This is a genomic window from Rheinheimera sp. EpRS3, assembly GCF_001513785.1.
Lineage (GTDB): Bacteria > Pseudomonadota > Gammaproteobacteria > Enterobacterales > Alteromonadaceae > Alishewanella.
Genome location: NZ_LNQS01000009.1, coordinates 620,055 through 642,235 on the forward strand (window position 1 = coordinate 620,055; position 22,181 = coordinate 642,235).

Here is a 22,181-nt window from a genome sequence, read left to right on the forward strand (position 1 = left end):
GCAGTATGCGTATAGCGGTAGTGGGTGGTGGTATTTCGGGCATGATGGCGTGGTATCTGTTGCAGCAAAAGCATGATGTAACGCTACTGGAAGCTAACGATTACCTTGGTGGTCACACAGCAACAACAGACGTTGAAGTTGCGGGTAAGTCGTATGCTATTGATACTGGTTTTATTGTGTTCAATAACTGGACTTACCCAATATTTAACCGTTTTATCGCTGAGCTCGGTGTAGAGTTTGAGCACACCACAATGAGCTTTTCAGTAAAAAACAGTGCGCAGGATCTGGAATACAACGGTAACACCCTGGCCAGTTTATTTGCCCAGCGCCGCAATGTGTTGCGGCCATCATTCTGGCTAATGCTTAGTGACATTATGCGTTTTAATAAACTGGGTAAGCGCTTGCTGGCAACTGATGATGCTGATCTGAATTTAGCGCTGGGAGACTTTTTGCTGAAACATGATTTTGATAACGGTATCCGTGACAACTATTTAATGCCAATGGGCGCTGCGATCTGGTCGGCAGGTTTGGCGGATATGCCGGCCTTTCCGGTACGTTTTTTTCTGCGGTTTTTTAATAATCATGGTTTGCTAAATATTACTGACAGGCCGCAGTGGTCAGTCATTAAAGGGGGTTCCAGAAGTTATGTACAGGCTCTACTGGCAAAACTGGGGCATGACAAGGTAAAACTACAGCAACAGATTAGTGCTGTTTCGCGCGATGAACACGGCGTAACACTAAGCTTTGCTGATGGGCGCACTGAGCACTACGACAAGTTGATACTTGCCTGCCACAGTGACCAGGCGCTACGTTTGCTGGGTGATAACGCCACAGAACAAGAGCGTGCAGTATTAGGCGGTATTGCTTACCAGCAGAACGAAGTGGTGCTGCATACTGACACCCGCTTACTACCCAAACGGGAGCGTGCCTGGGCTGCCTGGAATTATAATCTGGATGCTAATGTAAATGATCGCGCTACGCTTACCTACAACATGAATTTACTGCAAGGGATCAGTGCACCGGTCACGTTTTGTGTCACGCTGAATAATACTCAGGCTATTGATCCGGCTAAAATTATCCGTGTTTTCCAGTACGATCATCCGGTATACAACCATTACACTCTGGCCGCACAGCTGCAGCGGCATAAAATCAATGGCCATCATCAGACCTATTATTGCGGTGCCTACTGGCATAACGGCTTTCATGAAGACGGTGCCAGAAGCGCGGTAGAGGTTGCTGCGTTGTTAGGTGTGGATTATTAATGCACTCTGGCCATGCGGTATATCAGGGCGAAGTAGGGCATTTGCGCGTATCCCCGCGCGAGTATGGCTTTAGCTACCCGCTGGCGCATTACTGGCTTGATTGCAACATGCTGGATAAAACCTCATTGCAAGCCTGTGGTATTGCGTTTGAACGCTTCGGCGCGCTGAGCTTTCGGCGCAAGGATTATCTGCCAGGCAGCGGCAGTGTACACAGCGCAGTATGTAGCAAAGTCGCTGAGCTTGGTGGCACCACTACACCGGCAAAAGTGTATATATTGACGCCACTGGCTAATTGGGGGCTGTATTTCAGCCCGTTAACACTTTACTACTGCTATGATGAACAAGATCATTTTTGCTATTTGTTGGCCGAAGTAACCAATACGCCCTGGAATGAGCGTCATTATTATTTGCAGACTATGCCGCTGCATGCTTTGGATGACGGTTTGCATCATTTTGTGCACGAGAAAGCGTTTCACGTATCACCATTTCATCCAATGAATATGCAATACCATTGGCAAATCAGCACTCCGGCTCAGCATTTACATTGCAGCATTCGCAATACTGAGGCAGAGAAACAAATTTTCAGTGCCTGGATCACGTTAACCCGGCATGAGCTCAGCGCTGCCTGGCGGCGAAAATGGCTGATCCGCCAGCCATGGCAAAACGTACAGGTAGTACTACGAATATACTGGCATGCCGTTAAACTTTATTTTAAAAGAGTACCTGTGCATGCCCACCCCAAGACGAAGGATACAAATGCATGACCATGAGCCTTACTGAAGCTTCAGTGTTTGATAATCTGAGCTGGTTTGACCGCTTATGCCGCAAATTTGCGCTGGACTTTATCAGCCAGTTAAAACATGGCGATATTACCGTTGTAGAAGGCAACCAGCGCTTGCGCTTTGGTGATGAGCACGCCGAATTAAAAACGGTTATTACCGTTGTCGACCCGGGTTTTTACCAGAAAATGGTAATGGCCGGCTCAGTTGGCGGTGGTGAAGCTTATATTTACGGTTGGTGGCGCTGTGACAACTTAACGGCTTTGGTACGTATTTTTGCTCTTAACCTTGCCACTCTGGATAAGCTAGATTCAGCCATAACCCGATTAGGCCGTCCGCTGTTAAAACTACTGAACTGGCGTAACCGTAATTCAAAACAGCAAGCCAGAAAAAATATCGCGGCACATTATGATCTTGGTAACGACATGTACCGGCTGTTTTTAGACAGTAGCATGATGTATTCCAGCGCCGTTTATCCTGATGCTGCAGCCGATCTGGCCCAGGCACAGCAGCACAAACTGCAAATGATCTGTGAAAAGTTACAGTTAAAGCCTGACGATCATCTGATTGAAATCGGCACTGGCTGGGGCAGCATGGCGATATTTGCCGCGCAGCACTATGGCTGCAAAGTTACCACTACTACCATATCACAGCAGCAGTACGACTACGCCAAGGCCCGTATTGAGGCATTGGGGCTGCAGCAGCAAATAACCCTGTTGCTGAATGATTACCGCGATCTGACAGGCCAGTATGACAAGTTAGTGTCGATAGAAATGATAGAAGCGGTGGGCGAAGACTATCTGGATACCTATTTTGAAAAATGCGCCAGCCTGCTTAAACCAGACGGTTTAATGGTGCTACAGGCTATTACCATCGTTGATCAGCGCTACAGCCAATACGTGCGTGAGGTAGATTTTATTAAGCGTTATGTGTTTCCCGGTGGTTGTTTACCTTCGGTCAGCCGGATGACAGATGCCATTGGCCGCAAAACTGATCTGGTTGTGCGCCATCTGCAGGATATTGGTTTTGATTACGCCCGTACGTTAAGAGACTGGTGCGATAATTTTATGCACGCCCGCGATAAGGTACATCAGCTGGGGTATGACGATAACTTTGTCCGGCTATGGCACTTTTATCTTTGCTACTGTGAGGGCGGTTTTAGAGAGCGCGCCACCAGCGCCGTGCATTTAGTTTTATCCAAACCGCAAAACCGCAGTGCTTAACGGTTTATATTTCGGAAAAAGTTGCAATGACACCGGTAAAAGCTACTTACGTTTATTAAATATAATTTAACAATTCGCTCTAAGCTAAAAATAACACTATGAAAAATATAGTGTTATTTTTATTTTTATTTGTGGTATATGCCTTGCTTTACTAATGTTGCTACTGCAATACGTGACTGAGTAATTAAAACGTATTTGCAGTGTTTAGTATCTAACTAACAGTGGAGCAAGATTATGAATAGTGATATTGCAGAAGGCAAATGGCGTCAGGTTAAAGGCTCTGTTAAAGAAAAATGGGGCAAGTTAACTGACGATGATCTGGCAGAAGTAAATGGCCGCTTTGAAAAGTTCTGTGGCAAAATGCAAGAGCATTATGGCATGACCCGCGAAGAAGCCGAAGACGAGTTTAAGCGCTTCAGAGAATAATGCCACCAGATTAAAAGGGCCGTATGGCCCTTTTAACTGTTTACCAGAATGATACCTGCTTCCAGAATAACAATTTTCTTATCTTTATATAAAGTACCAATAGCTTGCTTGTAGGCTTTTTTGCTAACGCCAAAGGTAGCGTAAATCAGCTCGGGTGAACTTTTATCTGTTAATGCCAGCTTGCCACCGTTTTGTTGCAGTTTTTTCAGTACCTGCTCAGTAAGTTCCAGTGCTTGCTTGTAAGTGGTAGCGTTTAAGCGCAGGTCAATTTTGCCATCGTCGCGTACTTTAACAATAAAAGCCTGCATTTTTTCGCCCCGGCGCAGCGGTTTAAATACCTCGTTTTTGTACAATACGCCCCAGTGCTGATGATTTACGATAGCTTTATAGCCAATGTCAGTTTGTTCGCTGACAATAATGTCGATTTTATCACCAGGGTTATATTCAGGTGTGGTTTTGTGTAAGTGGCGGTCAAGTTTGCTGGAGGCAACGATGCGGTTGCTGTTGTCGACATAACAATACAGCAGGTATTTATTGCCTTCTTTTAGCGGAATTTGCTGCTCACTGAAAGGCACCAATAGATCTTTTTTCAGGCCCCAATTAACAAAAGCGCCCACTTTAGTGGTGGCAATAACCTGTAGCTGGGCCACTTCACCGACTTTAATTTTCGGTTGTTCAGTTGTAGCGATAAGCTGATCTTCTGAGTCCAGATACAAAAATACATCCAGTTGCTGGCCAATCTCCAGGCCCGCCGGCGCCACATTATTGGGCAGCAGAATTTCACCCCAGCTTAAACCATCCAGATAAAAGCCAAATTTAACCTGTTTTTTTACCGTTAAACGGTTAACTTTTCCAAGAGCCAGCATGCAGTATCCAAAAGTTTGCCCTGAGCGGGCAGATTACAATGGCGGCTATTGTAGCGGTTTTTTTGCAGCACTGCTTCATATTAGCCATAGCATGATAAACTTAGCGCAATTTTTCCTGATACAGGCTCTGTCATAAAGTGTCGTCACAACAGTTACTTCATCCTCGCAATCTTCATCAGGGGCGCTACGACTTTGCCGCGCTGATTGCAACTTTACCGCAACTTGAAGCTTATGTGCGGTTGAATCCGTCGGCAGAGCCCACCATCGACTTTACTGACAGCCAGGCTGTGTTGCTGCTTAATCAGGCTTTACTGGCAAAATATTATCAGGTGAAGTACTGGCAGTTACCACCGGGCTATTTGTGCCCGCCTATTCCGGGCCGGGCCGACTATGTGCATTATCTGGCAGATTTATTGGCGCGCAGCTATAACGAGCTACCAAAGGGCAAACAAATTAAATTGCTTGATATTGGCACCGGAGCCAATGTTATTTATCCGGTTATCGCCAGCCAGAGCTACGGCTGGCAGGTGTGTGGTACAGATATTGATGCAGTAGCAGTGAAAGCCGCAGCACTTATTGTTGCGGCTAACCCGGCGCTTAAATCGCATATTAATATTGTGCAGCAGCATGAGGCAAAGGCAATTTTCAGTGGGATAATTAAAAGCGACCAGCGGTTTCATCTGACCATGTGCAATCCGCCGTTTTTTGTATCTTCAGCAGAAGCTGAAGCGGCCAGTAGCAGAAAATGGGCTAATCTTGGTAAAGCCGGTCAGGGACATCAGCGCAACTTTGCCGGACAACAGCATGAGTTGTGGTGCGAAGGCGGAGAGCTTAAATTTATCAGCCAGATGATTACTGAAAGCCAGCTGTTTAAACAGCAGGTATCCTGGTTCAGTACTTTGGTATCACAGCAAAAGCATGTGAGCATACTGAAAAAACTGCTACGCAGTGTTGGCGCTGTGCAATCTGAAGTGATAGAGATGCGCCAGGGGCAAAAAGTCAGCCGTATTCTTGCCTGGAGCTTTCTGACACCACAGCAACAAACTCAGTGGTAATCTATAGTTTAATGTATTACTGCTAACGGCAGGCAGGTTAGTTTATACACTCTACTTTTTTACCAGCCGGTTCAGTATTGCGCAGTTTTTGCCAGATTTTTTCATGGAAGAAGTAACCGACGGTATTTACAGCGGGCTCTACTACCGCGATCAGGCCACCCAGCACAAAGCTGCCAGTGATCAGGTAAGTAACGGCAAAAGCAATGGTAAAATGCATAACAGCAAAAGTGATGGTCTTAGTCATGGTGATATCCTCTGTAATCGCTATAGGTTAAATGATAGCGATTCTTAATATTGTTTAAAGTGAATAAACTGATTTAAGCTAATCGCTTTTATCAATGATGTTGTAACAAGCTTACCGGAGATAGGTATGGACTGGCGACAATGGTTAGAGGTAAAACAGTTTGAGTTTCTACTGCATTGGTTTATGCGCCGCCAGCGCGAGTTAAAACTGGCTGAATTAAACGAGCCTTTAGCATATGACGGCTTTAGTATGTACGACCAGTTATGTCAACAGATGCTAAAAGAGGCTGAGGTGGCTTATCTGGAGCGATTTTCTCAGCCGGTAGTGCCTATTGCATTAACCAATATATTGCATCTGGCAGAGTTAGAGCTGGCTGGCAGGCCAGCCAGGCGGCCTGCGCAAACAGTGCATTAAAGAGGAGAGAGTTAATGCTCAGGTGTTTCGATCCGCTTTAACGCATCAATTAGCATGGGCAAATCAAGTTTATCGTTTAACGGCAGCAGTGTACCGGCAGACCAGACACCGTAACTGCCATCGGCACGCAGTATTACCATCTTGTCCTTTTTAAAGCTGATAATTTCCTGACCGCTGATATTAAGTTTAGGTAATGAGCGCGGTTTAAGCAGATTGTCACCCAGCCAGCTGCCATGAGCGCTGCAGCCAGCCTGGGCTAATAAGGTAGGTAGCCAGTCCAGATGCTGGGTTACCTGGTGCGGCTGTAACTGGCGCAAAGCAGCCCAGTTTGACCAGACGTGAGCGGGCGCCAGATTAAACTGATTATGGCTGCCGGTAATGTTCATCAGCACGATATTGCTGTACTGCTGATATTCTTCCCAACGCAAATCTGGAGCGTCATCAAATAAAATAGCAAACTGACCGGAAACGCCGGTTTGTAGCCAGGGCAGGCCTATAACTTCAGTATCAGCGCTGCGGTTGATGCTGATATTGGCGGAAGAAAGCTGACCTAGCCAGCCCGGCTCTGCCAGCAGCTGCTGCTCTGTTTGGTTATCTATCATAAACTTACCATACAGTAAGTTTAGTAAAGCTTCATTTTCAGCGCGCGGTGCAAAATGCTGCTCCAGCGGCCTTAAGCCCCGGCTGGCAGCAGAGCTTTTCAGCTGTTCGCTAAAGTTGCTGGTAACCAGCAACAGGGTTGACGCACCGGCATGATCCGCGCGGCATTCCAGCGCCTGATGAATAAACTGATTTGGCAGGCTGAGTTTATCCAGCTGAACCAGGGCACGGTTGTTTAAATCTACCAGCTGGTAACGGGCCAGAAAGGTTTTTGCGGTGGCCGGGTAAGATAGTGGCAGTACATTGTCCTGTTTGGTGACGTCGTACTTCAGGTTAGCATCTGCATAGATGTGTAGCAGATGGCTTAGCATAAAACTGCCGATAAAAAGCGTAAATAACGGCCGCGTAATACCAGATTGCTTTAAACGTTCTACTTTTTTCCAGCAGTAGTTGCTGAGTGTCAGCTCAACAGCCAGCAGCAAAGTACCAACTGCCAGTACGATCAGTACAAAATTACGTAAGTTGGTTACAATTTGCTGGCGCAGCAGCTCTGTAGCCTGTTCAATTGACGCACTGCCGATATGATAACCAAGGCTGGCATAGACATAGGCATCGAAAATCAGCACAACCAACGCAGTGGTGGCCAATATAGCAGCCAGCCCGCGGACATGGCGCTGATATGGGAATACCAGCGACACCGGAAAAATAGTCAGGATAAAAAACATAAAGCATAAAAAAGCGGTGTGACCAATCCAGTTTAACAGCAGATACAACCAACCCAATACGGAAACCGGAGAAGGCTCGGCTAACCAGTAAGCGGACGTAACAGCCAGTGCCAGCAGAATATTAAAAAAACTGAACCAATGGCCCCAGTTAAGCAGGCGGTTTACTTTTTTTACCAGTGACAGATTATTTTCCAGCACCATAAGCGCTTAGTTCACTTTAGTATTTACGGCATCAGTTAATGCCTGATTAAAGTGTGCCACAACGGTTTGGCGCTGAGCGGCCGGTACGCTGCTGTTAACAACATGGCTAATGGCATTACCCAGGCACATCAGGCTGAGTTCTGTGGTGGCTTTTTCGTTATGCAGTACGTCCAGTAACTGATTTACCAGTTTTTCAATCTGGGTGGTGGAATACTTTGATACAATTGGCATGAATTATCCGCAAGTCATGTGGTTTAAACAGTTAGAATAGTAACAGAATTCATTTTAAACAGGAAAAATTATGTCAGTAGATGTGCAGCAGTTGGCGATAAATTACCTTGAGCTGGATGAACAAACGCAGAGTAAAGCGCACTACCGGCCATCTCTGGTTACACCTACGGCGGCGGTAGCGCATTTGGTTGAACAGTTACATCTGGCGTACAACGGTAAACCCGCCAAAGGCTATGCGGCTTTTAACGCCGATAAAGACCCGCAGGTTATGACAGTACTGAATGACTGGCAAAAGCAAACCTCAGACTTTCTCGTGCTTGCTAATATCTCTACCGCTGCGCTGGAGCAACAACTGCAGGCGCATCAGTTGCCGGAAAGCGGTTATTTGCTGATTTGTCATTACCGCTATCTGGCCAGTGATTATCTGCTGTATTGCTTGTTAGGTAGTAAAGATCACTTCTCATTAAGTGATGATTTAGAGCTGGCAACATCACGCCATCTGGATATAGCCCGCATGCAACTGGCGGCACGGATCGATCTGACCGAGTATAAAAGTTCACCGGAGCAGGGCAAGTACATTAGTTTTATCCGTGGCCGGGCCGGGCGTAAAGTAGCTGATTTTTTTCTGGATTTTTTAGGCTGTGAAGAAGGCACAGATGCCCGGGTTAACAGTAAAGTGGTGTTGGCCTCGGTAGAAGAGTATTTTAGCGCTGCCGAGTTTGACAGTAATGAAAAAACGGATGCCCGTAAACAAGTGTTCAGCTACTGCGAAGAACGAGCCAAAGCCGGGCAGGATGTGGTGCTAACAGAGTTGTCGGCAGTTATTGATGAACAGGAGCAGCAAGGCTTCTTGCGCTATTGTCAGGAGCAACAGCTTGAAGTGGCTGATCAGTTTCCGGTTGAGGTAAAGGAGCTGAAAAAGCTGATTAAATTTGCCGGGCAGGGGGCGGGCTTATCGTTAAGTTTCGAGCAGAAGTTGCTTGGCGACAGAGTGCAGTATGATCCACACAGTGATACGATTTTGATTAAAGGCACACCACCAAACCTGCGCGATCAGTTACAGCGCTTTATTCAGGGCTATTCGGCGTTTGATCGTGAACAGGGTTCCGCAGAGTAGTGTTATGCTGCTTGGTAACGTTATCTTTATTGCCCTCTGCCTGTTTTGGTGATGAGGGCATCTTTAACTTTGCCGCGTGTTTTATCAGCAAAAGGTTGCTGATAACCACGCCAAAGGCCAGGATCAACGCCCAAAACAGCGGCCAGTTCATAGCTCTGCCAGGCAAATATTAGCGACATAGCGGTTGAAAATAGCGTCGAGGTGAGTTAACACCAGTTGCTGCTCCGCCAGTGGATGTTGTATCAGGCATTGACGCAATATATCGGCATTAAAGTTAGCCAGATAGACGCTGGCCAGCGGTTGGTAGCTTAGGTGCCAGGGTTCGGCGGCAACTCCTCCCTGAAACTCGCGGTAGGGCAGAAAAAAGCCAAACTCAGCCGCATATACGCTTAGCCACTGCTGTAGGCGGTAAAATGGGCCATTCGGGCCATATTCTGCCGGCTCAAGTTGCGGTTTGTAGTCTGGTGGCACTGCGCCAGCATCATATATATCAAGCTCTGTGCCCCAGTGATGGCGGCTGGCTCCGGGCAATGCAGAATACAGCAGTACCGCATCGAGTTTAGCTTTGCCGGTTAAGCTGCTGATATCAATTACTTGCCCATCCTGATCGTAAACAGGCCTGTTGCCCGCTAACTTTGCCTGCCAAATAGCCGCCTGGCGCTGGTAAGAGCGAAAAGCAGAAACAATTTTTATCTCAATGCCAGCGGCTTTCGCTGCTGTACATAATGCGCTAAAGGGCTGCGCAACAGCTTTATGCAGCATAAAACCGTCTGAACGCGTTAGCAGGTGCTGCTCGCTCAGGCCAGTCAGAATATCGTTGCTGCAGTCAATCATAAGCTTAATTCAAGCTGTTCCAGTACGGCTTCGTACATTTTGGCCAGTTGCTCCAAATCAGTTACTGACACACATTCATTAATTTTATGAATGGTAGCATTGCAGGGACCAAGTTCAACTACCTGGGCGCCAGTGGGGGCGATAAAGCGGCCGTCTGAAGTGCCTCCGGTGGTTTCCAGTCGGGTTTCAAAGCCTTGTACCTGATAAATTGCTTTGACGGTAGCCGCCACCAGGCTGCCGCTGTCAGTTAAAAATGGCAGGCCGTTTAGTGTCCAGTCCAGATCATAGTTCAAACCGTGTTTGTCCAGCAGTGCGATAACACGTTGCTGCAGTTGCTCTGCGCTGCTTTGGGTGCTGTAGCGGAAGTTAAACATAACTTTTAGCTCACCCGGGATCACGTTTGACGCGCCGGTGCCGGCATTAATATTGGCAATTTGAAAACTGGTTGCCGGAAAATAAGCATTACCGTTGTCCCATTGCTCTGCTGCTAGCTCCGCTAATGCTGGGGCGGCTTTGTGTACAGGGTTGTCTGCCAGTTGAGGGTAGGCAACATGGCCCTGAATACCTTTTACCGTAAGATGGCCGGTTAATGAACCGCGCCGGCCATTTTTAACCACATCACCGGCTTTTTGGCTGCTGGATGGCTCACCCACAATGCACCAGCTTATTTTTTCGTTACGTGCTTCCAGGGTTTCAATTACACGTTTGGTGCCGTTGATAAAAGGGCCTTCTTCATCGCTGGTAATCAGGTAAGCCAGATCGAATTTCGGCGTCGGATAGCGCTGCAAAAACCGCTCAGTGGCCACTATCATCGCTGCCAGGCTGCCTTTCATATCCGCAGCGCCGCGGCCATACAGCGTGTCGCCAATAATGGTTGGTTCAAACGGCGGGGTGTGCCATTGTCCAACCGGCCCTGTCGGTACTACGTCAGTGTGGCCAGCAAAACAAAATACCGGTTTGTCGTTACCACGGCGGGCCCACATGTTTAACGTGTCGTCAAAATGCATAACTTCAATATTAAAACCCACAGCGGCTAAACGCGCTGCCATCAGTTGCTGGCAACCGGCATCGTCTGGTGTAACTGAGGGGCGCGAAATTAAGTCTTGTGTTAATGCCACTACGGCGCTTACAGCGGTCATGTTTTAAGTCCAAAAATATGTTGATAATCGGCAGGTTTAAAGCCCAAATAATGTTCGCCATTGTGCACCAGTAATGGGCGTTTAATCATGGCCGGTTGCGCGAGCATCAGTGCCAGTGCCTTTTGCTCTGTTAGATCCTCTTTATCGCTCTGAGGTAACTGACGGTAGGTTGTGCCCCGTGTATTAAGCAGGTTTTGCCAACCGCAATGTGCTGCGAAGGTTTGCAACTGCTCTGCTGTTAAACCATCAACGCGATAGTCAATAAATTGATAAGGAATTTGCTGCTGTTCCAGCCAGCTACGTGCTTTTTTGATGGTGTCGCAATTTTTAATGCCGTATAGCGTAGTCATATTTTACTTGTTCTTTAACTGAATAATTATGGCGGTATCTGTCGCCGCGGTAACATAACGCTGCATAGAAAATATCGCCTCGATAGCAGGGTGGGGTAAAACCATCAATGCTGCATAACAGCCCTGCTCAGCTTGCAGATAATAAGGATCTAGCTTTAATACCGGTTGGCCTGCGCTAAGTTGTTGGCCTGAATTTGCCAGATACTCAATGCCCTGGCCCAAACCAGCCATGACGCTTGAGGGTAAATCCAGTTGCAGCGTCAGGCCACTGCTATGTTTAAAACTCAGCCGGCGCCGGCCGTTCAGGCTGCACTGATACAGGCTGTTAAAAGGCGCCACCACGGTGCCCTGCTGTAACTTAATGCATAACGCCTGCTGCAGAATGCCACTGTTATACAGCCGATCTGGGTGTGCGCTTATGGGTAACAGCATACCGCAGGCGGGGCTTTTTACCGCAACACCTTGCATCTCGCTTAATTGCGTTAACCAGTTTAACAACAGTGGAGGTCCTAAAACAGAGCAGTGGCATTATCCTAATGCAAACCAACCTGATTACTCAATGAATTCGTATCATGGCGTGCACTGTAGAACGAAATAGCGATGGTGGTGAATACGTTAAATATGACATTTTAACGAACTTAGTATTATTTTTTCATGAAATCATTATTTTCGCTGGCAAATAACCTGACAACAGTCGTAGTTTTGTTGTGCTATATAGGGTGGTGTTGTCCACAGATTTTGTGGATAACTTTGTGCGTAACGCTGTTTAACTTGCCTAAGTTTATGTAACTAAAAGACTAAACATTATGGCATATTTTTTGTTAGTTTGTGTTTAAGCAAAAGGCAGCGCTAATGCTGCTAAAAAGTCAGTTTCATAATGGCACAGTGGCTAAATCTGGTTGAAATATTAGTTTTCCTTAAATGAATAAGCCGGTTTTACCTGAGTAAAGTGCATATTTTGCGATGACTGTATCCGTGCTGTTACACAACAAAAATACTACAGGGATATTGTCAGGGGTAAATACACCGGTTTTATGCTATCGTTCAGCTATTGCTTTTTAGTAGGAGGTGGTAATGCAGTATCCGCTTTATACAACCTTACGCGCCGGGCGCGAGTACAGCAAGATATGGCCTGCCCGAGCTGAGCTTAATAGCTTGTTTATTGAAAACAAGGTTATTTTACTAACGTCGCTAACAGGGCGATATTTGCCAGGCTTAGCGTTACTGTGTGCGGCTGTACAATACAGTTATCTGGGGGCAGCGTTTTTGCCACAAATTCTGGCCATGATGCTGTTTTTAGTATCGCTACCTTTGCAAGGCTGGTATTGGCTTGGCGTGCGTGCTGAAACGCAGCTACCGCCTTCAATTGCATCCTGGTACCAGCAGGTACGGCACCAAATGCAGCAGCACGGAGTAGAGCTGGCGCCCGTTTCGCAGCCCGGGCGATACAAAGATCTGGCGGCATTATTGAAAAAAGCCTACCAGCAGTTGGACAAAACTTTTATAAAGCAGTGGTTGTAACCACTGCTTTATATTACCGCTATTCTTCGCTAAATACTGACCACACCGGAGCGTGATCTGAAGGTCGCTCTATACCACGCAATTCATAGTCAATGCTGCTTTCAGTGCAACGCTGCGCAAGGGGGGCGGTAGCCATAACGACATCAATACGCAGGCCGCGGTTATCATCAAAACCTTTAGAGCGATAATCAAACCAGCTGTACTGCGCATCTGTTTCCGGGTGCAACGCACGGAAAGTATCAATTAAGCCCCAGTCTTTAAGTTGCTGCAGCCAGGCCCGCTCTTCAGGCAAGAACGAGGTTTTACCCTCGCGCAGCCAACGCTTGGCATTCGCTTCGCCTATACCAATGTCCAGGTCAATTGGCGATATATTGATGTCACCAATAATGGCCAGATGCTCATCCGGGGTATGGTGTTCGGTAAGATAACGTTGTAAATCGGCATAGAACTTGGTCTTTGCCGGGAATTTAACCGGATGATCACGGTTTTCGCCTTGCGGAAAATAACCATTCAGTACGGTCAGAGGCGCACCGTCTGCAAGGGTAAAACTACCGATCAACATACGGCGCTGAGCATCAGCTTCGTCAGTAGGAAAGCCATACTGCATTTTAGTAGCGGGTTGTTTACTCAGAATGGCCACACCATAATGGCCTTTCTGGCCAAAGTGATAAACGTGATAGCCCATTGCCTGTACATCTGCCATGGGAAATTCGTCATCATGAACTTTAATTTCCTGCAGGCCAATAATATCGGGTTGATGCTTGTCGATAAGCGCCTGCAGTTGATGCAACCTTGCACGAATTCCATTGATATTGAAGGAAATAATTTTCATGTTGATATTGGCCCTTAATCTGTTTAATGCGGCGAAGTGGCAGGATAATAACACTTTATCCGATGCTGTGGCACAATGGCGGCGCGATAGACATAAGTCAGAAACCCGGTACGGAGTAAAGATTGTCAGCGTTAATGATAGAAACCGAGCAATTTAGCTATGCCGTGCATTACAGCTCAAGAAGGCGTAGCGTGGTCCTACAGGTTAAGCAGGGCCAGCTGACAGTGCGTGCGCCACTTGGTTACAGCCTGGCAGAGATTAAAACTCTGGTGCTACAGAAGCAGCCGTGGGTATTAAAGCATCTGCAGCGAGTTGAACTGCAAACCAAGCCCCAATGGTTGGCAGAGCAACAATTGCCGCTGCTTGGTACGACACTGGCATTAACCCGGCAGCGGGGTGGAAAATCAGTAGTGCTGTACAGTGAAGATAACCTTACTGTTATTGTGTCATCCCGTGTGCAACCGCAACGCTATCAAAAGGTGCTGCTAACGTTGTTACAAAAATGGTATCAACAACAAGCGTTTAGCTGGTTTACACAGCGGGTACTATATTGGCAGAACAAGATGAATGTACGCTCTGGCAATATATTGATTGGCAGTTGGCGGACAAAATGGGGGTACTGCAAAAGCACCTCAGAGTTGGGATTTAACTGGCGTTTGATGATGGCACCCGATTGGGTAGCGGATTACGTTGTAGTGCATGAGCTGGCTCATCTTAAACATCTGAACCACTCGGCGCGTTTTTGGCAATTAGTAGACGAGTATTATCCGCAAGCGGAGGACGCTAAAGCCTGGCTGAGACACAATCAGCATTTGCTGGAGTTATAAAAAAAGCGCCGGTACAAGACCGGCGCAAACACTAGGACATCGAAACAGGAGAGAAAAAGTATCACTTAGCTACTACTGGTAAATAGGACCTGGCTCCTGGCAAAAGATTCAAAATTATTTTCAATTATTTTTCATGACAGCGTTTTGCATTTTTATATGCATTTGGTTTAAGCTCCGCGGCATCAACAGTGTGGTGTGATTATAACAAACAGACAGCTGATATCGCTGCTTTGTAACTGGACTTGAGCTATGACAAACCTGCTACGCCTGCAACAACTGGCAAAATTATTAGACATTACCCGTTTGCAAGATGATGAAACAGAACAGGGTTTTAACCAGTGGCTGCAAACCATACCTGCACTGACGCCTGCAGCTTACTGTGTATATCCACAATTTTTAGCCCCTTTGCAACAATGGTCGCAGCGGGCACGGCAGACTGAGATTGCAACGGTGGTTAACTTTCCTGGCGCAGATTTAGCGGCGGATATCGTATGTGAGCAAATTCAGCAAGCCAAAATGGCAGGCGCAACAGAAATTGATTGTGTATTGCCTTATAAAGCCCTGCTGCGTGGCGAGCATGGTTTAGTTAAAAGTTTTTTATACGATATACGCCAGGCTTGTGACAACACTTGCTTAAAAGTGATTATTGAATCCGGTGAGCTGGTTACGGCTCAGCAAGTTACCAAAGCGACTGAACTGGTAATAGAAGGGGGCGCTGATTTTGTCAAAACCTCAACGGGTAAAGTCGCCACTGGGGTTACTATTGAAGCGGCCCGTATCATCCTTACAGTAATAGCGGCAGCAAACCGGCCCGTTGGCTTTAAAGCTTCAGGCGGTGTACGCAGTATTGCGCAGGCATTTGAGCTGGTGCAGTTGTATGAGGATATTACTGGTCGGATCGCCACAAACTCAGGTATGCGTATTGGAGCCAGTGCGCTGGCTAACGACGTGGCACAACACATTTTGCCACAATAATCAGCGCCTGAATTCATCGCGTAATTTATCAAATTGCTGTAAAAGCTCTTTATAACGTACGCGGTGATGCTCTGGTAATGGCATATTGTCGACAACGCGGAATGTTTTTTTGCAGCGCTCAAATAACTCTCTTGATTTGTGTCGTTGTTGACTGTTTAACAGCTGAATGGATGCTTGGATAAGATTTAAAGCACTGCCGGTGTTCATTGGCGCTACTTCAAGAGCGGCTTCAAATTGTCTGACCGCACCGGTAAAATTACCCTCTTTATAGCTCTTGATACCCGCTTTATTCAGCTCGCCAAACTGCAGCTGTTTTTGATCAACAAAATGTTGTTGATCACCGAATAGTGAATTCAGCACCGGGTTAGCCATCAATTCTGCCGGCAACAGCTTTTGCAGCGTTGCCGCTTGTTCATATTCGCCAATCTGGTTCAGTAAAAAAATGGCATCAGGTAAAATCTGATGCTGATCGTGTAGTTCTTCAGATACCGCGGCATAGGTTTTTTTAGCTTGGTACTGGGCGCCGTTTAATGATTCCAGCCTGGCCTGGCACAGAGCTTCAAACAAATCGAAGTTGATTTCTCTGGTCATCATTTCATCACGCTTAACTCTTTGTAAAGCAAGTGACACCTCTTGCAAGTAGCGGTTACGAATGGCTGGCTCGTCGGCTCTTACTGCGGCTTCAGTAACGGTACGGATATAGTTAAGTAAATGGATAATATCTTGTTTTATTGAGCGGCGGGTGATCTCATATAGCTGCTTACTGGCAAGAACCTGTTGGGGAATATTATTTAAATCGCGGGCTATCTCCATTACAAGGTACTGACGCTGCATACTGTACGGTGCTATTTCCGCGGCTGCCTGAATGCTGCTAAAAGCACTATCTATCTCGCCCATGGCGCGATAATTCTGCGCCTGAATATCATAAGCTTCGGCAAAATAGCGGTTGTTCTCAATAGCTTCCTGACATAGCACCATACTGTCTTCAAAACGGTCCTGCCGATAGTACACTTTAGCCTGCAACAATAGCGCCCAGCCACTGCGCCGCTGTGACAGCGTTTCCTGTAATATATATTCAGCGTCATCAAGATGGTTGAGCTTAATCAGATTTTCTACCAGCACGCGTTTACAGAATTGCTGATAGCGGCCTTCGGTGCCTATCTCTTGTTGGCACAGCGTTACCACCTGTTCTGCCTGTTCATCGAACAAAGCCTGATAAACCCCGGCCAGTTGCGTTTTTTTCCTTTTTATCCGCTGAATTCTGCTACGCAATACATTTTGTGAAAATGGTTTTACCAGGTAGTCGTCAGGCTCTAACTCTACAGCGCTCATCACCATGGGCACGGTGTTTTCGCCGGTAACCAACATAAAAATACTGTGTGGTCCAAGCAGTTTTTTTTCCCGCAGATCTTCAAGTAACTGCTTGCCGTTTTTCCCTACACCTAAGTGGTAATCAACAAACAGGATGTCGTAATTCACATTAGCGCACTTGGCCAGCGCCTGTTCACCAGTAGGGGCAAATGCAACATTAGTTGCCCCCATAGAGTACAGGATGCCTTTAAACATCAATTGAAAAGCCCGTTGATCGTCAACGATTAATATCCGCTGATTCTCAAGCGTCTTGTTATTCATCAGCACCACTTAAACTTAAAGCTAAATTCAGTTAAGTGTCGGAAATAACAAGGTGATTAGCAAGAGAATTAATATGGAAGTATAAAGAGATATGAAGTTTTAAAGCGTTAAAGCAGGAAAATGGTGGAGGGGGAAGGATTCGAACCTTCGAAGGCAGTGCCGGCAGATTTACAGTCTGATCCCTTTGGCCACTCGGGAACCCCTCCACGAGTGGACGGCATATTATCAAACTGACTTTTGATGTAAAGGCATTTACTAAACTTTTTTGTCTGACTGCCGATAAATACAGCAAGAGTAAAATAAAACCGGTATAACTGCGCAAAATGTCGATGGTAATTAGCGAATGGCAACTTGATGTAAAACTAAATTGCGCTTTGCAAAATGCTCAGCGCACAGACTTTGCTTTGTATATTGCATTGTTATCACCGGCGGTGGATGAGTCTGCCCAGTTTTTTACTCCGGATGCCCTGCAGCAAAGTGCGCCATCAAATCTGTATCAGCAGCTTGGTGTTGCTCCACCGCGTAGCTATGCACAAACAGAAGACGATGTAGTGCAGATGCTGCGCCATAGTGAGGCCTTTGCACAGGGCAGTTTAGCTCAGTTAAAGCTGGCTGCTTATCTTAACCCGCCACCTTTAGCCCGGTATGATGATAAACAACGAATAGCAGATGATGTATGGCAAAATTTGAGTTTGCATAGCCGCAGGAGACTGCAACACACCACGCCTGAAAAACCACAGGCAAGCCCGGCTGATCTTTATGAAGTCTTACAGCAAATACATGGCGTTGAGGCTGCGTAATTATTAAATAAAGCTGTTAGTTACCCGATAGACGGTGCACAACACAGTGCTTAAGCTTCTTAGCGCTACCACAAGGGCACAGCTCATTGCGGCCAATTTTTACCGGCGCTTTATCATCTAATATACCGTCAATGTAGTACCAGGCTTTGTCGTATACAAAGCGGGAGCGTTCGGTAAACTCGTACAATGTACTTTGCTGTATATAGCGGACACTGAAATTAATGTAGCCTTCAGTAGCTGTTTGCTCTGAAGACAGAATAGTCAGTTTGACAAAATGACTGCTATCGGCAAAAACGGCGAGTGACGCAAGAGAATTTGTCGCCTGTTTTGATGGATGGTAAGTCTGATGCAAGTAATGGATATTACGATGGCAATAAGCACTATAACGTGAGCGCATTAATTGCTCGCAGTGTTCTGCTTTTGCCTGTCCGGATATCAGTGGCAAGCAACATAAACTGAATTCTTTAGCTGAACCACAGTAACACTGCATGTTAATCTGCTTTACCTGTTTGTTGGAAAGGCCAGATCTTAGCATCTTTGTCGTGCGAATTTAAAATGCATTAATGGGTAATGCGCTCCTGTTGCAGTTGCTCGCATTGATAAAACCAGGTGTTATGCGTGACAGCCAGTTTACGACAGCCGTCAAGCTGTTGTGGGTCCAGCATCCGGGCAAAGTTGATGACGACTTTACAGCTCGATGATGCCAATGCTTGCTGGATAGTCGCATTGAGATCTCTGATTTGTTTCTGATGCACAACCAAAACATTGTGAAAAGATAATTGATGCTGCTCTGCCCACGCTTTGTGCGGTATATGCGACGGTGCTATTAACAAAATCCATCCTTGCTGATGTTGATGTTGCTGAATCAGCTGCAGTAAAGTGTGATGCGAGTCATTAGCTGCAGCGGCTTCACTATCGGTTACTGAATGTATTTTCAGCAGGCGGCTATCGGCGTAAGCGGTTGCTGCATGACTATAAAATTGCTGGTTAACCGGACGGTTGTACATATCTACCCCTACATGTCTATTTATACAGTGTATGGATATACAGTATTTGCTTGCTGTGTAAAAAGCAAGCGTTTTAGCCGTTTTTTTACTGTCATAAAACCAACGCCATGTCATGCAGTTGTCATACAGTGGTATTAACCTTTTGCCGCAGTTGCTTATATCGGTTGTAGTTATGACGATTAACCCGAATTATTGTACTGAGTTGTCGCACCTTATCCGGCAGCGCGCACTGACCCCGCTTTTTCAGCCTATTTTCAATCTGTCATCTACAGAAGTACTGGGTTATGAAGCCTTGATAAGGGGCCCCTCGAACAGCCCGTTACATTCTCCTTTACTGTTATTTAAAGCGGCACTGATGTGTGGAATGCTGGAACCGCTTGAGATGCTGTGCCGACAGATAAGTATCGAGGCTTTTGCCAGAGCAAAGATGCCTGGCTTACTATTTCTGAACGTCAACCCGTTGTTATTACTAACATCAGATCATCCCTCCGGGCTGACAAACAGGCTATTGCAGCAAGTCGAACTTGATCCGTCTCGGGTTGTTATTGAAATTTCAGAGCAATATCAGGTTGAAGATCCAAGTGTGTTAATAAAAGCCGTAAACCATTACCGTGAGCTTGGCTTCTCTATCGCGATTGATGATTTAGGCAGCGGTTTTTCCGGCTTGAAGCTGTGGTCTGAATTAAAACCGGATATTGTTAAAATTGACCGCTATTTTATCAGCCAACTTCATACCGACCCGACCAAACGAGCTTTTGTGCAAAATATAGTGGCATTGGCAAATGCAACTGGCTCAAAAATTGTTGCAGAAGGTATTGAAACACAAGAGGAATTGTTACTTTGTCAGGAGCTCGGCGCTGATTATGGTCAGGGCTTTTTGCTCGGACGGCCAGCTGCAAAAATTGAGTCTTCACCGCCTGGACGATATTTACTGGTTAAACAGAAGCAACCTTACACCGCGGCAGCGGAAAAAGTATCGGCTATTGTGCAGTTTTTACCTGCGGTAGAAAGTGGGGTGTCGGCGGGCGAAGTTATGCAATTATTCAGTAATAATCCTGATTGGGCTGGCCTGGCTGTTGTTGAGTCAGGCATCCCGGTAGGAATGATAAACCGGGCCCAGCTATTAGCAATGTTTGCTATGCCATATGGCCGGGCATTGTATGAAAAAAAGCCGATAAAGCGCCTTATGGCAGTAAACCCGGTAGTGGTGGATGAGCATACTAGCCTGGACGATGTCAGTCAGTTGGTAACAAGTAATGAGGATGGTGATAATAACTGGTTTTTTATTATTACCTCAGCACAGCGTTATGCCGGTATTGGCTCAGTGCGGCTATTACTGAAAAAAATTACAGAACGAAAGTTACAACATGCCCGTTATGCCAACCCATTAACTTTACTACCGGGAAATGTACCGATTTATCAGGAAGTAGACCGCTTATTAAGCCAGCACAGGCATTTTACGCTGGCCTATGCAGATTTAAATCATTTTAAGCCATACAATGATATATATGGCTACAGCAGAGGGGATTTAGTGTTACAGCTACTGGGTGAAATAATTTGCCAGGTGGTAGCGGGGTCCGGCAATTTTGTTGGGCATGTTGGTGGTGATGATTTCATTATTATCTTTACCAGTGACAATTGGCAAACTGCCTGCCAGCAGATAGTGCAGGATTTTAATCAGCGCATCGTGCATTATTACGATGCGAGCCACGTAGAAGCAGGGGGCCTTAGTGCGGTAAGCCGCTCTGGTGATATCTGCTTTTATCCTTTGCTGACATTATCGATAGGAGTAGTATTACCCGATCCCACATTGTGTTTGTGTCATCATGATGTGGCTGCGATAGCGGCAGCGGCAAAAGCAGAGGCGAAAAAGTTGCCGGCTGGAGGTATATTTGTTTCGCGTCGCAGAGGCCCCGCCACAGCTGTTTCGGTACTGGCTGGACCATTACCCCATTAAATTTGAGTAGAATAACCTGCTTATACTGTAAGAGAGTCAGCCCCCGATGTTGTTAGAAAAGTATGTTAACCAGAGTAGCGCAGGTTTTAGTTTTAGCCGTAAACAGGCCAGTGAGTTCGCCAAACAAGTAGCAACAGACTTTAATCCCATCCATGATGAAGATGCGAAACGGTTTTGTGTACCCGGTGATTTGTTGTTTTCGTACTTGCTAAACCGTTATGGCATTACTGAGCACCTTAGTTGCCAGTTCTCCGGCATGGTAGGTGCTGATGTACCGCTGCAATGTAAAGAGCAAGATAACCTAATAACGATTTGTGATAGTCAGGATAAAACCTACTTGTCTTTGCAACATAATGGTGCTTGCCAGCATGACTTAGCTGTTATTGAGCCATTGATCCGTGACTACGTAAAATTCTCCGGTCAGAACTTCCCGCATATCTTACTACCGTTGATGCAAAAGCATCAGGTCATGATTAATCCGCAGCGCCCGCTTGTGATCTACGAGAGCATGGCGTTGAGTTTTAACCGATTGCCAAAGCAGAAAGTCGATTTGTGCCTTACAGCATCTTCTTTATCAATAGAGGGGAAACGTGGTAATGCTTTACTGGAGTTCTCATTAACTGAGCAGGGAGAACTAATTGGTAAAGGTGAAAAGCGCATGATCCTGAGTAATTTGATGCCATACGATGATGTACAAATGCAGCAAATGGTTGCTGAGTATAATAGTCGTAAAGTTGCTGCTTAATATAAAGACGGGAAAAGCATGTTTTGGCTAATTAATCAGCAGTCACGCTTTTTCCGTAAATAACCGCTTGCAGGAGTTTAAAAACGTCCTATAATGCGCGCCATGTCATGCGGGGCGCGCAGCCGGGTGCTGCAGTTTGGGTGTCTCGGGTGAGTTAAAACGGTTCGCAAAAATCTTTCAAAAAGACGCTTGACAGACTGGCTTAAATCACTAAAATGGCGCCCTCGCTTCACGGTGGTGTTTAACACGGTGAAATGAGTAAACAAGTCTGGTGTGACGATGTGTTTTTGAATTAAGAATCATCGTCACGCTTGACTTAAAAACTGGGAAGTGTAACATACGCCTCCCGCTTTGAGAGTTCAAAGCACGCTCTTTAACAATTCGCAATCAATCATCTGTGTGGGCACTTATGATGGATT

The 22,181-nt window shown here is 46.3% G+C and carries 26 protein-coding genes and 1 tRNA gene; 13 read left to right on the forward strand and 14 right to left on the reverse strand.

The genetic code is table 11. The features are described from left to right. Positions 1 to 5: 5 nt before the first annotated feature. The 4 genes from AR688_RS15360 to AR688_RS15375 all read left to right on the forward strand — a co-directional run bounded on the left by AR688_RS15360 (position 6) and on the right by AR688_RS15375 (position 3,690). Positions 6 to 1,262, forward strand: a complete 1,257-nt coding sequence (locus AR688_RS15360; protein WP_068235801.1) for an NAD(P)/FAD-dependent oxidoreductase — start codon at positions 6 to 8, stop codon at positions 1,260 to 1,262. Continuing rightward, complete coding sequence (locus AR688_RS15365) at positions 1,262 to 2,026, forward strand: DUF1365 domain-containing protein (RefSeq protein ID WP_068235803.1); 765 nt, start codon at positions 1,262 to 1,264, stop codon at positions 2,024 to 2,026. Before AR688_RS15360 ends, AR688_RS15365 begins: the two co-directional genes overlap by 1 nt. Continuing rightward, positions 2,023 to 3,264, forward strand: coding sequence for an SAM-dependent methyltransferase (locus tag AR688_RS15370; protein ID WP_068235806.1), 1,242 nt, complete (start codon positions 2,023 to 2,025; stop codon positions 3,262 to 3,264). Before AR688_RS15365 ends, AR688_RS15370 begins: the two co-directional genes overlap by 4 nt. Positions 3,265 to 3,498: 234 nt before the next feature. Beyond that, positions 3,499 to 3,690, forward strand: a complete 192-nt coding sequence (locus tag AR688_RS15375; protein WP_068235808.1) for a CsbD family protein — start codon at positions 3,499 to 3,501, stop codon at positions 3,688 to 3,690. Positions 3,691 to 3,722: 32 nt separating this feature from the next. Here the strand turns inward: AR688_RS15375 and AR688_RS15380 are convergent, their stop codons facing one another. Then, positions 3,723 to 4,556, reverse strand: coding sequence for a CvfB family protein (locus AR688_RS15380; protein ID WP_068235809.1), 834 nt, complete (start codon positions 4,554 to 4,556; stop codon positions 3,723 to 3,725). 137 nt (positions 4,557 to 4,693) lie between these two features. On the opposite strand from AR688_RS15380, the gene rlmF reads away from it, so the two are divergent. Then, positions 4,694 to 5,611 (forward strand): 23S rRNA (adenine(1618)-N(6))-methyltransferase RlmF, encoded by a 918-nt coding sequence (rlmF, locus tag AR688_RS15385; protein ID WP_068235812.1) that lies wholly within the window; start codon positions 4,694 to 4,696, stop codon positions 5,609 to 5,611. Between the two features lie 37 nt (positions 5,612 to 5,648). On the opposite strand, the gene AR688_RS15390 is transcribed toward rlmF, so the two are convergent. After that, on the reverse strand, positions 5,649 to 5,855 hold the full coding sequence (locus AR688_RS15390) for a DUF2061 domain-containing protein (RefSeq protein WP_068235814.1): 207 nt from the start codon (positions 5,853 to 5,855) through the stop codon (positions 5,649 to 5,651). A 126-nt stretch (positions 5,856 to 5,981) separates the two neighbouring features. Here AR688_RS15390 and AR688_RS15395 point away from each other — a divergent pair, with 126 nt between their 5' ends. Continuing rightward, the gene (locus tag AR688_RS15395) at positions 5,982 to 6,269 is read left to right on the forward strand and encodes a hypothetical protein (protein ID WP_068235817.1); all 288 of its coding nucleotides are present in this window, start codon (positions 5,982 to 5,984) and stop codon (positions 6,267 to 6,269) included. An 11-nt stretch (positions 6,270 to 6,280) separates the two neighbouring features. Here the strand turns inward: AR688_RS15395 and AR688_RS15400 are convergent, their stop codons facing one another. Together AR688_RS15400 and AR688_RS15405 are read right to left on the reverse strand one after the other, a co-directional pair. Beyond that, positions 6,281 to 7,795 carry a DUF3413 domain-containing protein gene (locus AR688_RS15400; RefSeq protein ID WP_068235821.1) on the reverse strand — a complete coding sequence of 505 codons (1,515 nt, stop codon included), beginning with the start codon at positions 7,793 to 7,795 and terminating at the stop codon, positions 6,281 to 6,283. 6 nt (positions 7,796 to 7,801) lie between these two features. After that, the gene (locus tag AR688_RS15405) at positions 7,802 to 8,026 is read right to left on the reverse strand and encodes a DUF1414 domain-containing protein (RefSeq protein WP_068235823.1); all 225 of its coding nucleotides are present in this window, start codon (positions 8,024 to 8,026) and stop codon (positions 7,802 to 7,804) included. Between the two features lie 70 nt (positions 8,027 to 8,096). Between AR688_RS15405 and yejK the strand changes: the two genes are divergently transcribed. Then, the gene (yejK, locus tag AR688_RS15410) at positions 8,097 to 9,143 is read left to right on the forward strand and encodes a nucleoid-associated protein YejK (RefSeq protein ID WP_068235826.1); all 1,047 of its coding nucleotides are present in this window, start codon (positions 8,097 to 8,099) and stop codon (positions 9,141 to 9,143) included. Here the strand turns inward: yejK and AR688_RS20730 are convergent. From AR688_RS20730 to AR688_RS15430, 5 genes are read right to left on the reverse strand one after another with little or no spacing between them, the layout of a single operon-like run. Further along, complete coding sequence (locus AR688_RS20730) at positions 9,094 to 9,294, reverse strand: DUF2897 family protein (RefSeq protein WP_082694799.1); 201 nt, start codon at positions 9,292 to 9,294, stop codon at positions 9,094 to 9,096. The genes yejK and AR688_RS20730 overlap by 50 nt on opposite strands. Further along, positions 9,291 to 9,977: a M15 family metallopeptidase gene (locus tag AR688_RS15415; protein ID WP_068235828.1), complete on the reverse strand. Its 687-nt coding sequence runs from the start codon at positions 9,975 to 9,977 to the stop codon at positions 9,291 to 9,293. Before AR688_RS15415 ends, AR688_RS20730 begins: the two co-directional genes overlap by 4 nt. Continuing rightward, a complete protein-coding gene (gene dapE, locus AR688_RS15420) occupies positions 9,974 to 11,116 on the reverse strand; it encodes a succinyl-diaminopimelate desuccinylase (protein WP_068235829.1) in 1,143 nt (380 codons plus the stop codon). Before dapE ends, AR688_RS15415 begins: the two co-directional genes overlap by 4 nt. Continuing rightward, positions 11,113 to 11,466 carry an ArsC family reductase gene (locus tag AR688_RS15425; protein ID WP_068235830.1) on the reverse strand — a complete coding sequence of 118 codons (354 nt, stop codon included), beginning with the start codon at positions 11,464 to 11,466 and terminating at the stop codon, positions 11,113 to 11,115. The genes dapE and AR688_RS15425 overlap by 4 nt, the downstream gene beginning before the upstream one ends. A 3-nt stretch (positions 11,467 to 11,469) precedes the next feature. Then, complete coding sequence (locus tag AR688_RS15430) at positions 11,470 to 11,964, reverse strand: PTS glucose transporter subunit IIA (protein ID WP_068235833.1); 495 nt, start codon at positions 11,962 to 11,964, stop codon at positions 11,470 to 11,472. A 576-nt stretch (positions 11,965 to 12,540) separates the two neighbouring features. Here AR688_RS15430 and yfbV point away from each other — a divergent pair. Then, positions 12,541 to 12,987, forward strand: a complete 447-nt coding sequence (yfbV, locus tag AR688_RS15435) for a terminus macrodomain insulation protein YfbV (protein ID WP_068235836.1) — start codon at positions 12,541 to 12,543, stop codon at positions 12,985 to 12,987. A 19-nt stretch (positions 12,988 to 13,006) separates the two neighbouring features. On the opposite strand, the gene xthA is transcribed toward yfbV, so the two are convergent. Beyond that, positions 13,007 to 13,819, reverse strand: coding sequence for an exodeoxyribonuclease III (gene xthA / locus AR688_RS15440; RefSeq protein ID WP_068235838.1), 813 nt, complete (start codon positions 13,817 to 13,819; stop codon positions 13,007 to 13,009). A gap of 122 nt (positions 13,820 to 13,941) precedes the next feature. Here xthA and AR688_RS15445 point away from each other — a divergent pair, with 122 nt between their 5' ends. Together AR688_RS15445 and deoC are read left to right on the forward strand one after the other, a co-directional pair. Next, positions 13,942 to 14,646 (forward strand): M48 family metallopeptidase, encoded by a 705-nt coding sequence (locus AR688_RS15445; RefSeq protein ID WP_156420318.1) that lies wholly within the window; start codon positions 13,942 to 13,944, stop codon positions 14,644 to 14,646. Positions 14,647 to 14,895: 249 nt separating this feature from the next. Continuing rightward, on the forward strand, positions 14,896 to 15,621 hold the full coding sequence (gene deoC / locus AR688_RS15450) for a deoxyribose-phosphate aldolase (protein ID WP_068235842.1): 726 nt from the start codon (positions 14,896 to 14,898) through the stop codon (positions 15,619 to 15,621). Here the strand turns inward: deoC and AR688_RS15455 are convergent, their stop codons facing one another. Together AR688_RS15455 and AR688_RS15460 are read right to left on the reverse strand one after the other, a co-directional pair. After that, complete coding sequence (locus AR688_RS15455; protein ID WP_068235843.1) at positions 15,622 to 17,253, reverse strand: response regulator; 1,632 nt, start codon at positions 17,251 to 17,253, stop codon at positions 15,622 to 15,624. It abuts the gene before it with no gap. A 121-nt stretch (positions 17,254 to 17,374) separates the two neighbouring features. After that, a tRNA-Tyr gene (locus AR688_RS15460) sits at positions 17,375 to 17,459 on the reverse strand. A gap of 117 nt (positions 17,460 to 17,576) precedes the next feature. Here AR688_RS15460 and AR688_RS15465 point away from each other — a divergent pair. Beyond that, a complete protein-coding gene (locus AR688_RS15465; protein ID WP_068235844.1) occupies positions 17,577 to 18,053 on the forward strand; it encodes a VC2046/SO_2500 family protein in 477 nt (158 codons plus the stop codon). 16 nt (positions 18,054 to 18,069) lie between these two features. Here the strand turns inward: AR688_RS15465 and AR688_RS15470 are convergent, their stop codons facing one another. Together AR688_RS15470 and AR688_RS15475 are read right to left on the reverse strand one after the other, a co-directional pair. Beyond that, positions 18,070 to 18,543, reverse strand: a complete 474-nt coding sequence (locus tag AR688_RS15470; protein ID WP_068235849.1) for a YchJ family protein — start codon at positions 18,541 to 18,543, stop codon at positions 18,070 to 18,072. A gap of 70 nt (positions 18,544 to 18,613) precedes the next feature. Further along, positions 18,614 to 19,060 carry a SulA-like leucine-rich domain-containing protein gene (locus AR688_RS15475; RefSeq protein WP_197412241.1) on the reverse strand — a complete coding sequence of 149 codons (447 nt, stop codon included), beginning with the start codon at positions 19,058 to 19,060 and terminating at the stop codon, positions 18,614 to 18,616. Between the two features lie 172 nt (positions 19,061 to 19,232). Here AR688_RS15475 and AR688_RS15480 point away from each other — a divergent pair, with 172 nt between their 5' ends. Together AR688_RS15480 and AR688_RS15485 are read left to right on the forward strand one after the other, a co-directional pair. Continuing rightward, on the forward strand, positions 19,233 to 21,017 hold the full coding sequence (locus AR688_RS15480) for a GGDEF domain-containing protein (RefSeq protein ID WP_068235985.1): 1,785 nt from the start codon (positions 19,233 to 19,235) through the stop codon (positions 21,015 to 21,017). A 46-nt stretch (positions 21,018 to 21,063) separates the two neighbouring features. Next, positions 21,064 to 21,762: a DUF3581 family protein gene (locus AR688_RS15485; RefSeq protein ID WP_068235854.1), complete on the forward strand. Its 699-nt coding sequence runs from the start codon at positions 21,064 to 21,066 to the stop codon at positions 21,760 to 21,762. Positions 21,763 to 22,181 lie beyond the last annotated feature (419 nt).